General features: G+C 61.4%; 13 protein-coding genes. 3 read left to right on the top strand and 10 right to left on the bottom strand.

The window, feature by feature from the left end; genetic code table 11:
- Positions 1–15 precede the first annotated feature (15 nt).
- The 6 genes from ACMUVN_RS19965 to ACMUVN_RS19940 form a co-directional block, all read right to left on the bottom strand.
- On the bottom strand, positions 16–1410 hold the full coding sequence (locus ACMUVN_RS19965; protein ID WP_097595173.1) for an NAD(P)(+) transhydrogenase (Re/Si-specific) subunit beta: 1395 nt from the start codon (positions 1408–1410) through the stop codon (positions 16–18).
- A 7-nt stretch (positions 1411–1417) separates the two neighbouring features.
- Positions 1418–1816 carry a proton-translocating transhydrogenase family protein gene (locus tag ACMUVN_RS19960; RefSeq protein WP_003542949.1) on the bottom strand — a complete coding sequence of 133 codons (399 nt, stop codon included), beginning with the start codon at positions 1814–1816 and terminating at the stop codon, positions 1418–1420.
- Positions 1816–2964 carry a Re/Si-specific NAD(P)(+) transhydrogenase subunit alpha gene (locus tag ACMUVN_RS19955; protein ID WP_047616352.1) on the bottom strand — a complete coding sequence of 383 codons (1149 nt, stop codon included), beginning with the start codon at positions 2962–2964 and terminating at the stop codon, positions 1816–1818. Before ACMUVN_RS19955 ends, ACMUVN_RS19960 begins: the two co-directional genes overlap by 1 nt.
- 154 nt (positions 2965–3118) lie before the next feature.
- Positions 3119–3343, bottom strand: coding sequence for an aa3-type cytochrome c oxidase subunit IV (locus tag ACMUVN_RS19950; RefSeq protein ID WP_047616350.1), 225 nt, complete (start codon positions 3341–3343; stop codon positions 3119–3121).
- 243 nt (positions 3344–3586) lie between these two features.
- Positions 3587–4339, bottom strand: coding sequence for an N-acyl amino acid synthase FeeM domain-containing protein (locus ACMUVN_RS19945; RefSeq protein WP_047616349.1), 753 nt, complete (start codon positions 4337–4339; stop codon positions 3587–3589).
- Positions 4340–4483: 144 nt separating this feature from the next.
- Positions 4484–6787, bottom strand: a complete 2304-nt coding sequence (locus ACMUVN_RS19940; RefSeq protein ID WP_047616347.1) for a putative bifunctional diguanylate cyclase/phosphodiesterase — start codon at positions 6785–6787, stop codon at positions 4484–4486.
- Positions 6788–7113: 326 nt separating this feature from the next.
- On the opposite strand from ACMUVN_RS19940, the gene ACMUVN_RS19935 reads away from it, so the two are divergent.
- Both ACMUVN_RS19935 and ACMUVN_RS19930 read left to right on the top strand, forming a co-directional pair.
- Positions 7114–7653 (top strand): TRAP transporter small permease subunit, encoded by a 540-nt coding sequence (locus tag ACMUVN_RS19935; protein WP_047616344.1) that lies wholly within the window; start codon positions 7114–7116, stop codon positions 7651–7653.
- A gap of 21 nt (positions 7654–7674) precedes the next feature.
- Complete coding sequence (locus tag ACMUVN_RS19930; RefSeq protein ID WP_063475306.1) at positions 7675–9168, top strand: TRAP transporter large permease; 1494 nt, start codon at positions 7675–7677, stop codon at positions 9166–9168.
- Positions 9169–9252: 84 nt separating this feature from the next.
- Here ACMUVN_RS19930 and ACMUVN_RS19925 read toward each other — a convergent pair whose 3' ends face one another.
- Positions 9253–10359 carry a TRAP transporter substrate-binding protein gene (locus ACMUVN_RS19925; protein ID WP_063475305.1) on the bottom strand — a complete coding sequence of 369 codons (1107 nt, stop codon included), beginning with the start codon at positions 10357–10359 and terminating at the stop codon, positions 9253–9255.
- A gap of 292 nt (positions 10360–10651) precedes the next feature.
- On the opposite strand from ACMUVN_RS19925, the gene ACMUVN_RS19920 reads away from it, so the two are divergent.
- Positions 10652–11431, top strand: a complete 780-nt coding sequence (locus ACMUVN_RS19920; protein ID WP_414815408.1) for a gamma-glutamyl-gamma-aminobutyrate hydrolase family protein — start codon at positions 10652–10654, stop codon at positions 11429–11431.
- Between the two features lie 172 nt (positions 11432–11603).
- Here ACMUVN_RS19920 and ACMUVN_RS19915 read toward each other — a convergent pair whose 3' ends face one another.
- From ACMUVN_RS19915 to ACMUVN_RS19905, 3 genes are all read right to left on the bottom strand, one after another.
- The gene (locus ACMUVN_RS19915; protein ID WP_063475304.1) at positions 11604–12560 is read right to left on the bottom strand and encodes a 2-hydroxyacid dehydrogenase; all 957 of its coding nucleotides are present in this window, start codon (positions 12558–12560) and stop codon (positions 11604–11606) included.
- 29 nt (positions 12561–12589) lie between these two features.
- On the bottom strand, positions 12590–13612 hold the full coding sequence (locus ACMUVN_RS19910; RefSeq protein ID WP_003590238.1) for a LacI family DNA-binding transcriptional regulator: 1023 nt from the start codon (positions 13610–13612) through the stop codon (positions 12590–12592).
- A gap of 118 nt (positions 13613–13730) precedes the next feature.
- Positions 13731–14243, bottom strand: a complete 513-nt coding sequence (locus ACMUVN_RS19905) for a MarR family winged helix-turn-helix transcriptional regulator (RefSeq protein WP_047616336.1) — start codon at positions 14241–14243, stop codon at positions 13731–13733.
- Between the last annotated feature and the right edge of the window lie 67 nt (positions 14244–14310).

The raw sequence follows: 14310 nt of genomic DNA, 5'->3' as shown, positions 1-14310 counted from the left end.
CTGCATCTTTGTCGATCAATGCGCGATCGCCTTGTTGATATCCTCGGTCATCTTCTTCGCGTCACCGAGCAGCATCATCGTGCCGTCCTTATAGAACAGCGTATTGTCGATGCCCGCATAGCCCGAGCCGAGCGAGCGCTTGACGAAGAGGCAGGTCTTTGCCCGGTCGACATCGAGGATCGGCATGCCGTAGATCGGCGAGGTCTTGTCGTCGCGCGCAGCCGGATTGGTGACGTCATTGGCGCCGATGACATAGGCGACATCGGCCTGAGCGAACTCCGAATTGATGTCCTCGAGTTCGAAGACTTCGTCATAGGGAACGTTGGCTTCAGCGAGCAGCACGTTCATGTGGCCGGGCATGCGGCCTGCGACCGGATGGATGGCATATTTCACCTCGACGCCGTTCTTCTTCAGATTGTCGGCGAGTTCACGCAATGCATGCTGGGCCTGGGCGACCGCCATGCCGTATCCCGGCACGATGATGACCTTTGAAGCATTCGCCATCAGATAGGCTGCATCCTCGGCCGAGCCGAGCTTCACCGTCCTGTCGGATGTGTCCGGCCCGCCGGTGGCCGTCTCACCCCCGAAACCGCCGAGGATGACGGAGACGAAGGAGCGGTTCATGCCCTTGCACATGATGTAGGAGAGGATCGCGCCGGAGGAGCCGACAAGCGCGCCGGTGATGATCAGCGCCAGATTGCCGAGCGTGAAGCCGATCCCGGCCGCAGCCCAGCCCGAGTAGGAATTCAGCATCGAGACGACAACGGGCATATCGGCCCCGCCGATCGGCACGATCAGCAGAACGCCGAGCGCCAGCGACAGCGCCACGACGGCCCAGAAGTCGAAATGGCTTTCGGTGGCGGCAAGCCCGATGATGAAGAGCACGATCAGCACCAGCAGGCTGGCATTGATCACATGCCGGTAGGGCAGCAGGATCGGCTTGCCGGACATGCGTCCGTCGAGCTTCAGAAAGGCGATGATCGAGCCGGTAAAGGTCAGCGCTCCGATCGCCACGCCGAGCGCCATTTCGACACGCGCCTCGGTGTGAATGTGGCCGATCTCACCGATGCCGAAGGAGGCAGGCGTATAGAGTGCGGAGGCCGCGACCAGTACGGCCGCAAGGCCGACCAGCGAATGGAAACCGGCGACGAGCTGCGGCATCGAGGTCATGGCGATGGTGCGGGCGACATAGGCGCCGACGCTGCCGCCGATGGCGAGGCCGAGGACGATCAGCACGAAGCCGCCAAAATTCGGCGTGGCCAGCACGAGCGTCGTCAGGATTGCGATCCCCATGCCGATCATGCCGTAGAGATTGCCCTTGCGGCTGGTGGCCGGATGCGACAGGCCGCGCAGCGCCAGGATGAAGAGAACGCCGGAGACGAGGTAGAGAAAGGCTGCGATATTGGTCATCGGTCCCTTACCTGTCCTTCTTGCGGTACATCGAAAGCATCCGCTGCGTGACGAGGAAGCCGCCGAAGATGTTCACCGAGACGAGCACGAGGGCGACGAAACCGAAGCCGGTCGCAAGCCCGCTTGTGGAGATGCCGACCGCCAGAAGCGCGCCGACGACGATGACGGAGGAGATCGCATTGGTGACGGCCATCAGCGGCGTATGCAGTGCCGGCGTCACCGACCACACGACGTAATAGCCGACGAAGATCGACAATACGAAGATGGCGAGCTGGAAGACGAAAGGATCGATCGCCCCGCCGGTCGCAGCACTTGCCGCTTCCGGTGCCTGGGCCGCCGCCGTGATGACGGCGGTCACCGCCTGGTCAAGCTGCTCCAGCGCTCTGTCCATTGCTTCACTGGCCATCAGATGTCTCCCTTCTTCGCGCCGCCGAAGGCGGGATGAACCACATCGCCGGCATAGGTCAGCATCGTCGCCTTGACCAGTTCGTCGTCGAGATTGACAACGACGCGGCTGGTTTCCTTGTTGACCATGGTCTCGAGGAAGGTGACGAGATTCTTGGCGTAAAGCGCCGAGGCGCTGGCCGCAACCCGGCCCGGCATATTGGCGAAACCGATCACCCTGACGCCTTCGACATCGGCGATCTCGCCGGCGACGACGCCCTCGATATTGCCGCCGCGCTCGACCGCAAGGTCGACGGCGACCGCCCCTGATTTCATCCCGGCAAGCATGGCGCGCGAAACGAGCCGCGGCGCCGCACGACCGGGAATCAGCGCGGTGGTGATGACGATATCCTGCTTGGCGATGTGTTCGGCTACCAGGGCCGCCTGTTTCGCCTGATAGTCGGCGGACATTTCCTTGGCGTAGCCACCGGCCGTTTCCGCCGCCTTGAATTCCTCGTCCTCGACGGCGATGAACTTGGCGCCGAGCGAAGCGACCTGCTCCTTGGCGGCGGGGCGAACGTCGGTGGCTGAGACCGCCGCGCCGAGACGACGCGCGGTCGCGATCGCCTGGAGACCGGCGACGCCGGCGCCCATGACGAAGACCTTGGCGGCAGGGACGGTGCCGGCCGCCGTCATCATCATCGGCATGGCGCGGTCATAGACACCAGCCGCCTCGATGACGGCCTGGTAGCCGGCGAGATTGGCTTGGGACGAAAGCACATCCATGGACTGGGCGCGGGTAATGCGCGGCATCAGCTCCATTGCGAAAGCCGAAAGCCCGGCACTTGCCAGAGCCGCGATCGCTTCGTCATTGCCGTAGGGATCCATAATGGCGATGACCACAGCACCGCTTTTATAGCCTGAGATTTCCGATCCGCTGGGACGGCGCACCTTCAGCACCACGTCGGCGGAGGCCGCATCGGCAAAACTGCCGATCCTGGCCCCAGCAGCCTCGAACTCCCCGTCCGGAATGCGCGAAGCCGCACCGGCGCCGGCTTCGACGACAACGTCGAAGCCGAAACTCTTCATTTTCTTCACGGTCTCGGCGGAAGCGGCGACACGCGTCTCCTCGCCCTCAGTTTCTCTCGCAACGAAAACAATATTGCCCAACTGCCCCCTCCTCCGGGTCAGCCGGACCGCCACAGGCTAGCCTGCGCGGGCCAAGCACCTAGTTCACAAAGCTTCGGAGAAGCTCTCCTCCCCTCAGAGCGCCGTGCACCTTTCGGACGCACAAAGGACGCTCTGACCCTCCGAATCTACGCGATTAGCGGAGCAGGACGATGCCGATGGCGAGAAGAATGATGAAGACGAAGAGGCCGCCCAAAAGACCGGCGCCGCCGAAGAAACCGGCTGTCATTGCAAGCAGGAGGACGATGAGGAGCATCGAGCCGTATTTCGCGCCGGCGATGAACATGTCGTAGGTCTTTTCATGTTCCTTGTAATCCATCGGCGCGCCGGTCTCGACCGGTCCGGTATGATGTTCGGCCATAAATATCGTCTCCCTGAAATGCCTCTGCTCTGCCTGATTCCCCCGCTCTTGCGAGGGAAGTCCCTACGTGCAGGGATTACACAATGACAGGCGAAAGCGCAATGCATGAGAATGCCGCAGGCGCGGGTGACAACCACTATGTCAGAGGCCCGGAAAGAGCCTGAAGAGCGGCTGATATCCCTGCATTCGTCGCCCAATTCATCGGCCCCGCGGACATCGTCCCTCCGTCGGGGCAAGGACAAATCACAGCGGCAGGTCGGTGCCGAGTTCGCCTTGCGGCACGAAGCGTGCCGTCGGAATGATGGTGAGCGGCGGCAAGGTGTCGTTGGGATTGCGCGAAAACATCATGCGCTGCTCGCTGGCGCTGGAGATGAAGAAGGGATAACGCGTCAACAGCTTGCGCCCCACCTCGATCACATTCGTCGCCATCAGCGTCATGTCGATCCCGTAATTCTTCGCCAGCCGGCCGGGCACGACCGTATCGGCGTAGAAGACCCGCTTGTAGAAAGCCGCATGCGGCGGCCGAACGAACTGAAGAACGCGGTCCGCACGGAAATACGCTGCCGCCACGATGGTCGGCCTCAGCGTCAGATAAGGGATCCAGGGCAGATCGGCGGTGAGCTCGGGGTCGGCCGCAAAACGCGCCGGATCGATCAGGGTCAGTCCTGCATCCAGAAGCTCGTCCATCGCCTCGGGGAAGGCGCCGCCGGACTGGCTGAGGCGATGCTCGGGTGTCACATAATGAACCCGGATCGTACTGACCAGCTCACCATAATAATACAGTCCGAAAATATAGGCGTGGCTGTCGAAATCGCTATCGTCCAGCAGCCCCTTCGGGGCGAGCGCCAGCACGTCATGGGCCTTGTAGGCCTTGTAGCGCAACCGTTCCACCTCTTCCATGTCTTCGCTGCTTTCGACGCGGCGATACTCGACATGATCCAAAATTTCCAAAATTTTTGTGCTGAAATCGCTACGCTTGAACAGTGTTTCTGACATTTCTCGATCCGCTCGTTAACGGATCATTAATCATACGCCAGTGAAATTTAGGCAAGGAAATCCGATAATTTCGGCCGTTTTTAAATTGTTAAGGTTAACGCGGCGCGTGACTTTCAGTGGAGAAAATCGGCCGATGAAGAGCGCTCAGGCGACTTTGTTGCGACGGCGTTGAACGACGCGGCGGCCGATGCCCTGCTGCAGCAGCGGGATATTTTGGGAAGGCACAGGCTGCGAGAAAACGTAGCCCTGCACAAGATCGGCGCTGCGGTGCTTGTTGAGCAGTGCGAGCTGCTCCTCGGTCTCGACGCCTTCGATGACGATCTTCAGGCCCAGTTCGCGGGCGAGATGGACGGTGCCGCGCAACAGCTTGAGCCGGCGGGTATCCTCGACGATGTTGCGCACGAAGGAGCGATCGATCTTGACGATATCGAGCGGCAGCGTGTCGAGATAGCTGAGGCTGGAGAAGCCGGTACCGAAATCGTCGATGGCGATGGTGATGCCGCGAGCCCTGAGCTCCGCCAGGATGGCGCGTACCGCCGCCGGCTCGTCGATCAGGCAGCTTTCGGTGACTTCGAGATGCAGCCGCGCCGCATCGAGGCCGGAATGCGCAAGCGCATCGGCAACCACCGCAAGGATGTCGGCATCGCGCAGGTCCCGCGCCGAGAGGTTGACCGAGACGGCGATATGGTCCGGCCAGTTCATGCATTCGCTGCACGCCTTGAACAGGACGAAACGGGTGATGTCGGAGATGATGCCCATATCTTCGGCGAGCCGGATGAAGACGTCGGGCGGGATCGAGCCCTTCTCCGGATGCACCCAGCGCGCCAATGCCTCGGCGCATTCGATGCGCGAGCCGTCGGCCCGGAACATCGGCTGGAAGACCAGATGCAGCGCCTGCGCCGACACTGCGTCGCGCAGATCCGCCTTCAGCTTCTGCTGCTCGATATAACGGCCGTCCATCTCCCGCTCGAAGCCTGATATGCCGCCCCTGAAGCGCGACTTGCTTTCAAACAGCGCCAGATCCGCCTTGACGCTCCATTCATCCATCGCAAAAGCGGTGCTTTCAAGGATCGCGTAGCCGGCGCTGAGCGAAACGAGGAAGGTCAGCTCGTCGACCTCATAATGACCCTGGATCGCGGCGTGCACGCGACGAATCTCGATGTCGAGCGAAGCCGGCTCCTTGGCATGCGGGAAGAACAGGATGAACTGGTCTCCCATCAGCCGGCCGAGGATGGCGTTGCCGGAGGCCTGCTTGATGCGGGCGGCGATGGCACAGAGCAGATGGTCGCCGGTGACGTGGCCGCGCATGTCGTTGACATGTTTGAACTCGTCGATATCGAGGACCATGAAGCCGAGCGGCCCGGACTTCCTCTGATGTTTGCCGAGATACTCCTGCACAAGCTGCCCGAAATATTCGCGGTTCGGCAGGCCGGTCAGCGCATCGAAGCGGACCATGTGCATGATCTTCTGCTCTGCCTTCACCCGGCTCGACACGTCCTCGAAGATCAGCACGGCGCCGCCATCGGCCCTACGGCTGGCGGAAAATTCGAGCGACAGGCCCTCGGGGAAATGAATGAGCGTGCGCGACAGGTTACCTTCGGCAACCTGGGTGAGCTGGCGCAGGATCAGCTCCGGCTGCGAGGCGTCCATGAAGCTGTAGCGCGCGCCATAGCGCAGCACGGCGCCGAGGTCGCGGTCCTTCAACCGCTCCGGCGCACCGATCTTCAGAAGCTCGCAGGCCTTGCGATTGACGACCTGGATACGGTTTTCGGCATCGACCATGACCAGGCCATGCGGCATGTTGTTGAGCGCCGTATCGAAGCGGTCGGCGATGATGGTGATTTCCCGGCGCGCGATGACATTCTCATAGAGGAACTCGCGCACACCGTTTGCCATCGCCCGCGTCGTCAGCCAGAAGGGAATGAGGAAGATCGACAGCAGGCCGCGATAAAAATCCAGCGCCAACAGGCTGCAGACGATCATCGGCAGACAGCAGGAGAAGGTCTGGAGGTCGACCGCCAGGCGTGAACCGTAATTGCGGCCGACGACGGAGACCATCGTCGCCATCGTGACGGCAATGCAGGCAAGCTCCGCAAAGGAATCGTGCACGACGAAGATGGCATAGCCGCTGGCGATGCCAAGCAAGGCGGTGGTGCAGGCCGCACCGGCAACCAGGATCCGCTCCCAACGCTCTATTCCGGCGCGCGACAGGCTTTCCTTGTCGACGCAATCGAACTGCCGGAAGATGACCATGCGAACGCAGAAGACCAGAAGGAAGGCGGCCGCCAGCGGGATATAGACGAAGAACTGCGTCTTGGCGGCAACGGCAAGGCACGTGGCGACATGCACGATCACGCCAGCAAGAAGCGTCATGCGATTCCCGGAAAGGGAACTCACAAACGACAGATACACATCTATAGGGACCCTGTTCGGGTTATCTGGCTTCATCCACACTTTCCCTGTGCGCGGGAATTCTAAGCCCAACCCTTTAAAAATTGATTTCAATGGAATCAAACATTTGGTCAAATTTTCTAAAACCAGAGGATGAACAGCACAGCCTACGCGAGATAATGCATCCTTCTCGCGAGTTTATTGAAATAATTTATCCACGCCTGGGTTGTCGAAATATTCGACGGCGCTAAAGCACGACCGGCGCGGATAAGACTATACTCCAAGGCCAGGCATTTATCCTTTCAATTTCAAAGGCCGTAGTCTACATCGGTTGCAAAGGGAAAACTGCCGGAAAACCGGCAGGATAAGAACAAGGGGAGAAAATGTCGGTACTTCTGGCCGCCAGTCGGCTGATCGACTCGATCAGCCAGTTCATGGGCAAAATTTCCGAATATATGGTGCTGTTCTGCTGTCTGATCAGCGCCGGAAACGCCATCGTCCGCTATGCCTTCAACTACAGTTCGAACGGTTGGCTTGAGATCCAGTGGTATCTCTTCGCCTTCGTCGTCCTGCTCGGCGCCTCGCATGCGCTGCGCAACAATGAGCATGTCCGCGTCGATCTGATCTATGGCTCGGTTTCCGACAGGGCGAAGATCTGGATCGACATTGTCGGCCTTATCGTTTTCCTCCTTCCCGCATGCATCTTCCTCACCTGGATTTGCTGGCCGTTCTTCGCGCTTTCCTACCAGCAGGGGGAAATATCGGGCAATGCCGGCGGGCTGATCCGCTGGCCCGTCAAGCTGGTCCTCGTCGCCGGTTTCGGGTTGCTTTCCCTTCAGGGCGTTTCCGAACTGATCAAGCGGATCGCAGCCCTTACCGGCCATATCAGCATCGATATGAAATACGAAAAGCCGCTGCAGTAGCGCGGGCTGGGAGAAACGGATTTGTTTGATTTCGGCATCATCCCGCCGGCCATGTTCCTGGGCATGGTCATCTTCATGCTCTACGGCTTTCCGGTCGCCTTTTCGCTCGCCGCCGTCGGCCTGTTCTTCGGCATTATCGGCATCGTCACCGGCCATTTCGGCGAGGTCTTCCTGCAGGCTCTGCCGCTGCGCTTCTTCGGCATCGTCTCCAACGACCTGCTGCTCGCCATCCCCTTCTTCACCTTCATGGGCGCGGTGCTGGAGCGCTGCGGGCTGGCCGAGGATCTGCTCGAAGGCACCGGCAAGCTCTTCGGTGGCATACCCGGCGGCCTCGCCTATGCCGTCATCCTCGTCGGCGCCGTGCTCGGCGCCATCACTGGCACGGTGGCCGCCTCCGTCATCACCATGGGGGTGATCTCGCTGCCGATCATGCTGCGCTACGGCTACAGTCCCCGCCTTGCCACCGGCGTCATCGCCGCCTCGGGCACGATCACCCAGGTGATCCCGCCCTCGCTCGTGCTCGTCGTTCTCGCCGACCAGCTCGGCAGGTCGGTCGGCGACATGTATCTCGGCGCGATCGGTCCCTCGATCCTGCAGGTGACGATCTTCGTGCTCTTCATCCTGGTGATGTCGATCATTCGGCCGAAGTCGATGCCGCCGCTGCCGAAAGAGGTGCGCGGCGACTTCAACTGGGCGCTGCTCGCGAAGGTCCTGATGGGCATGGTGCCCTCGATCGTGCTGATCTTCCTGGTGCTCGGCACGATCTTCATGGGCCTCGCGACGCCGACCGAAGCCGGCGCGCTCGGCGTTGTCGGCGCCATGCTGCTCGCCGCCATGAATCGTCGCCTCACCTGGCCGCTGATCCGCGAGGCGATGACATCGACCACGCATATCACCTCGATGGTGGTGATGATCCTCATCGGCTCCACCTGTTTCAGCCTTGTGTTCCAAGGCATGGACGGCTCGCGCTGGATCGAGCACATGCTGTCGGGCATACCAGGCGGCCCGGTCGGCTTCCTGATCTTCGTCAACATCTTCATCTTCGTGCTCGCCTTCTTCCTCGATTTCTTCGAGATCGCCTTCATCGTCATCCCGATGCTCGCCCCCGTCGCCTCCAGTCTCGGCATCGACCTGATCTGGTTCGGCGTGCTGATCTGCGTCAACATGCAGACGAGCTTCATGCACCCGCCCTTCGGCTTCGCGCTCTTCTACCTGCGCTCGATCGCCAGCAAAGACGTCAAGACCTCGGATATCTACATGGGCGCACTCCCCTGGGTCGGCATGCAGCTGATCCTGGTGGCGATCGTGATTTTCTGGCCGCAATCGGTAACCTATTGGCTGGATCGCGGCCCGAAGGTCGATCCGAACTCGATCAAGATCGAAGTCCCGGGCTTCGGCGGCCAGCTCGGCCTGCCGCCGCTGGGCGGCGGCGGCAACGGCTCACCGCAGATCCCCGGCCTGACCCTGCCGCCACTGAACGGCCTGCCCGGAGCACCGCCGCCACCTGCCAAATAGCAGCCCAGAAAAACAAAACCCCGGACGGAATCCGGGGTTCTGCCATTGCGTTCATCTCAACTGCCGAGCTTGCCGGCGGAAAGCTTAAAGCTTCCCGGCCCGCTGCTGGATCATCATGAACGTGTCGAAGGTGTATTCCGAAAGCTGCATCCAGAGATAGGCATCCCGCTTGAAGGCGGCCTGATCGTCGAAGATCTTCTTGAAATACTGGTTGGTGCCCGAGATTTCGCTGTAGATGCCGGTCGCAGCCTGGAAGCATGCTTCCATGATCTCCTGGCTGAACGGGCGCAGCGTCGCGCCTTCCGCAACGAGCTGCTTCAGCGCCGTCGGGTTCTTCGTGTCGTACTTCGCCAGCATGTTGGTGTTGGCGAAGGCGCAGGCATCGGTCAGGGCTGCCTGATAATGCTTGGGCAGGCTGCTCCATTTTTCGAGATTGAAGAATCCGTGCACCGTCGGGCCACCTTCCCACCAGCCCGGATAATAGTAGTACTTCGCCACCTTGTGGAAGCCGAGCTTCAGGTCGTCATAGGGACCGACGAATTCGGCCGCATCGATGGTGCCTTTTTCCAGTGCCGGATAGATGTCACCGCCGGCGATCTGCTGCGGGATCACGCCGACCTTTTCCATGACACGGCCGGCAAGGCCGGCAATGCGCATCTTGACGCCCTTGAGGTCGTCGAGCGTATTGATTTCCTTGCGGAACCAGCCGCCCATCTGCGCACCGGTATTGCCGGCCGGCAGCGCATACATGCCCTGTGTGGCATAGAATTCGTTCATCAGCTTGTTGCCGTTGCCTTCGTAATACCAGGCATTGGTCAGGCGGCTGTTCAGGCCGAACGGAATGGCCGTTCCGATGGCATAGGTCGGGTCCTTGCCGACGAAATAATAGGAGGTGGTGTGGGCTGCCTCGACCGTACCGGCGGCGACGGCATCGACGGCCTGCAGGCCCGGCACGATTTCACCGGCCGCAAAGGGCTGGATCGTGAAATTGCCGTCGGTGGCGGCGGCAACATGCTTGGCGATATCCTCGGCTCCGCCATAGATCGTATCCAAGCTCTTCGGAAACGACGATGTCATGCGCCACGCGATCTTCGGATTCTCCTGCGCGATCGCAGGCGCTGCCAATGCCGTTGCGGCGACCGCACCGGCGCTGGCGGTTCCCGCCTTCTTGAAAAACGAACGACGATCCATCAAAAACCTCCCATATAGATGGCACTGCGCGGCCAGTCTTCACCCCTACCCGCAGCGAGGGCAAAGCTAAGCATGGCAGTGGCCGCGATTCAAGCTTTAGTCTATTAGCCTTTGGCATCAAGATGGCAATAGGACGGCGCACACGTACCCATCAGAATCAGCGGCTTAGCGGCAAACGCCAGCGGCGGCACCGCCTCCGCCGCAATTTGCCTGGCTGATACAGCCAAACGTTGACTTGACGGCTGTTCTGGCGGCAGAAATGACCAGCATAAGATTTTTGACCGGGGCTGATATGACGAAACCGATCGTTGCCATTCCTGCCGATATCCGTAGCTTCGACGGCGCCACCTGGCACGCCGCGCAGCATCAATATCTGCGTGCTGCATTGAATGCGGCGGGCGTCATGGCCTTCATCATCCCCGCTTTCGAGGAAGGCTACGATACCGACGCGATTCTCGACCGCGTCGACGGCCTGCTGGTTTCCGGCTCGGCCAGCAATGTTCATCCCTTGCTCTACGGCGCCGAGGCGAGTGACAAGGACGGCCCTTTCGACCCTGCCCGCGACGCCACCAGCCTGCCGCTCATCCGCCGCGCCATCGACCGCGCCATCCCGATGCTCGCCATCTGCCGCGGCATCCAGGAGCTGAATGTCGCCCTCGGCGGCTCGCTGGCAAGCGAGATCCAGGAGCAGCCCGGCATCTGGGACCATCGCCGGCCGGAAGGCGTCGACCGGGACGGCATGTACGCCGTTCGCCAGAGCGTCCACGTCAAGGAAGGATCCTGCATCGCCGGCATTCTCGGCCCGGGCGAGGTCCGCGTGAATTCCCTGCATCGCCAGGCGATTGCCAGGACCGCCCCGCGCCTGCAGGTGGAAGCGACCGCCGAGGACGGCACGGTGGAAGCCGTTTCCGTCATCGACGCCAAGGCCTTCGCCGTCGGCGTGCAATGGCATCCGGAATATTGGGCTGAAACCGACAAGCCTTCGAACAAGCTGTTCGCCGCTTTCGGCGACGCCGTCCGCGCCTATGCCGCCGGCAAGCTGCCAGCCATCCCCGCGCAGGCAATCGCTTGATCGGCGCGGCGCCGACGCGCCGTGCGTTAGAGCGCTTCAGCTTTTCACGAAAACGCAGAACCGCTCTAACTTTTTGTTTTTACACAATTCCGGACGGAAAACCGCTCCGCACTTTTCCTGGAATTGCTCTAGACAGCGTGCGTGAGCCGGCCGCAGAGTCTATGCGACACGCCTAAGCCTTCTGCGGCGTCTCCGGCACCGGCGTCAGCGCCGCACCGTTCTCGAACCAGGCGATGAGATTGTCAGCGACGAGATCGGCCATCGCATTGCGCGTCGGCACCGACGCGGAGGCGACGTGCGGCAGCAGCACGGCATTGGCCGGCACCAGCAAGTCGGCCGGCACGGTCGGCTCTTCATAGAAAACGTCGAGGCCGGCCGCTCCGAGCGCGCCGGAAGCGAGGGCAGCACTCAGCGCCTGCTCGTCCACCGTCCAGCCGCGACCGACATTGACGAGAATGCCGTTCGGGCCGAGTGCGGCCAGAATATCGGCATCGATCGTCTTGTGCGTTTGCGGCGTCTTCGGAACGATCGCGATCAGCGTATCCACCGCTTCCGCCAGCCCCTTCAATGTCGGGTGATAATCGTAGGCCACATCGGCATGGCGCGACCGCGTGTGATAACTGATCTTCACCTTGAACGGCTCGAGCCGCTTGGCGATTTCGAGCCCGATGCGGCCAAGACCATAAAGCCCGACATGGCGGCCCTTGAGCGAGAAGCGCGACAGCGGATAGGCCGTGCCCGGCTTCCAGTTGCCCGCCCGCAGCCAGGCTTCGGCCCGCGGCAACTCGCGGACCGTATTCAGCAGCAGGCCGATCGCCGTATCGGCGACCTCGTCGTTCAGGACATCAGGCGTATTGGTGACGACGATGCCTTTCTCGGCGGCATGTTTCACATCGACGCCGTCATAACCGACACCGAAATTGGCGACCACCTCGACTCCAGGCAGTTGGTCCATCCAGGCGCCCGGAAACGGGCCGGAAACGGCGACGCCGCGGATACGGCCGGCAGTCTCGCCCTCAAGCGCAAGCCTTTCCTCGCGTGCGACGGCGATGATATCAAAACGATCCTTCAGCCTTTCGAGAACACGCTCGTGTATCTTCCCAGGGACGAGAATGGCAATGCGGGACATGGCTTTTCCTCTTGGATGACGGTCTTGGTTCAGGCGCGGGGCCGATGGGGACTGGTGGATTGGCGAATGCGCATTTCTGGCTTGATCAGATGCATGCCGTCGGGCTCATGGCTGCCGGCAAGGCGATCGAGCAGCGCCCGGGCGGCCAGGCGCCCGACTTCGGTCTGGCCGTTCCAGACAGTCGTCAGCGCCGGAGTGGCGATCGAGGCCTCCTCGAGATCGTCGTAACCGGTGACGGAAATATCGCGTCCGGGCACCAGGCCGGCGCGCGCAATGCCGTTCATCAGACCGATCGCCACGAGATCGTTCCAGCAGACGGCTGCCGTCGGCTTTTGCGGCAGCGACAGGAAATGCACGGCGGCCTCGAATCCGCCCTGCTTCGAGCGCGGGCCGGGAATGCGCAGGTTCGGATCGACCTCGATGCCGGCCTTGCGCAGCGCATTGACATAACCCTGGTAACGATCGCGGCCGGTGGATGTCTGGTCCGTGCCGCCGATCATGGCAATCGAGCGGTGGCCGAGGCCGATCAGGTGATTGGTGGCAAGCGAGATGCCGTAGCTGTCGTCACCCCGATAGGTCGGCAGGTCCTGCCCTTCCATCGAGCGGGCGACCAGGATCGCCGGCATGCCGTTCTCTTCGGCCAGTTGCACGTCCTCAGGCGGGGTACCGATCGCCGGCGACATGATGACGCCGTCGCCGCCGAGCTGCAGGAGCGTCTCGATGAAGGTGCGCTGCTTCTCGACATTGTCGTAATGGTTGGACAGGATGAAGGTGTGGCGGCTGCGGTCGAGCTCGCTTTCGATCGCCTTCAGGATCTCCCCGTAGAAGGGGTTCATGATGTCATGCACGACGACGCCGATGATGCCGGAGCGCGAGGTGCGAAGGCTGGCGGCGCGGCGATTGTAGATGTAGCCGAGCGCGCGCGCCTGTTCCTTGATCTTCTCCCGGGTATTACCGGCGACGAGCGGGCTGTCGCGTAAGGCAAGCGATACGGTCGCCGTTGAAATGCCGAGTGTTTCGGCGATTGTCGAAAGCTTGATTTTCTGGACCACGTGTCCTCCTCCAGGCAGCACGCAAGACAGGCAAGACCCCGCCGGAAACCGGCGCGGCCCTTAAAATGTTTAATTAAAAGATTTAATCGGCGGAAGCAATTCGTCTTTCAGGGAAATTTCAGTCTTCGTCCGGTTCTTCGATATGAATGGCTTCGGCCTGCAGATTGGCATCGATCGCCTTCAGCAGGCGGACGAGATTTCGGATTTCCTTTTCGGAAAACTCCTGCGTCGCCAGCTTGTCGCAGGCCGAAGCCGCCATCTCGATCCCCTGCACGCTGCCGCGGCCGAGTTCAGTGAGATAGACCTTGGTGAGGCGGGCATCCTCGGCATCGGGCTTGCGCTCGAGGAAGCCCTGCGCCTCCATGCGGCCGATCGTGCGCGTCATCGTCGGCGCCTTGACGCCGAGCTTCTGGGCAAGGCCGCCAGCCGTCATGCCGTCGCTCTCGGCAAGCGCGAGAATGACGCCGTCCTGGCCGGCATAGAGGCCGCTTTCAAGCAGGTTGCGCGACAGCACCGTACGCATGGAACGCGCCGCCTGGGTGAGCGCCGGAGAGAGATCGACGAGCGTATACTCGGTCTGGTCCTTCTTCTTGGACTTGTTCTTTTTGCCGTCCTTGTGCTTCTTTCCCATAGCCATCCCTTTGATCTTTAAGCCCCGGCGCCGCTGCGATATGACATTGCCCAGGATCTCGTCATAA

This window comes from Rhizobium sp. IY2, assembly GCF_047532935.1.
Lineage (GTDB): Bacteria > Pseudomonadota > Alphaproteobacteria > Rhizobiales > Rhizobiaceae > Rhizobium > Rhizobium anhuiense.
This window is presented reverse-complemented; position numbering and strand designations above follow the sequence as displayed.

What these genes read in the sequence shown, in the direction of transcription:
- ACMUVN_RS19965 (WP_097595173.1), bottom strand. Translation starts at nt 1,410, where the DNA reads ATGACCAATATCGCAGCCTTTCTCTACCTCGTCTCCGGCGTTCTCTTC.
- ACMUVN_RS19960 (WP_003542949.1), bottom strand. Translation starts at nt 1,816, where the DNA reads ATGGCCAGTGAAGCAATGGACAGAGCGCTGGAGCAGCTTGACCAGGCG.
- ACMUVN_RS19950 (WP_047616350.1), bottom strand. Translation starts at nt 3,343, where the DNA reads ATGGCCGAACATCATACCGGACCGGTCGAGACCGGCGCGCCGATGGAT.
- ACMUVN_RS19945 (WP_047616349.1), bottom strand. Translation starts at nt 4,339, where the DNA reads ATGTCAGAAACACTGTTCAAGCGTAGCGATTTCAGCACAAAAATTTTG.
- ACMUVN_RS19940 (WP_047616347.1), bottom strand. Translation starts at nt 6,787, where the DNA reads ATGAAGCCAGATAACCCGAACAGGGTCCCTATAGATGTGTATCTGTCG.
- ACMUVN_RS19935 (WP_047616344.1), top strand. Translation starts at nt 7,114, where the DNA reads ATGTCGGTACTTCTGGCCGCCAGTCGGCTGATCGACTCGATCAGCCAG.
- ACMUVN_RS19925 (WP_063475305.1), bottom strand. Translation starts at nt 10,359, where the DNA reads ATGGATCGTCGTTCGTTTTTCAAGAAGGCGGGAACCGCCAGCGCCGGT.
- ACMUVN_RS19920 (WP_414815408.1), top strand. Translation starts at nt 10,652, where the DNA reads ATGACGAAACCGATCGTTGCCATTCCTGCCGATATCCGTAGCTTCGAC.
- ACMUVN_RS19915 (WP_063475304.1), bottom strand. Translation starts at nt 12,560, where the DNA reads ATGTCCCGCATTGCCATTCTCGTCCCTGGGAAGATACACGAGCGTGTT.
- ACMUVN_RS19905 (WP_047616336.1), bottom strand. Translation starts at nt 14,243, where the DNA reads ATGGGAAAGAAGCACAAGGACGGCAAAAAGAACAAGTCCAAGAAGAAG.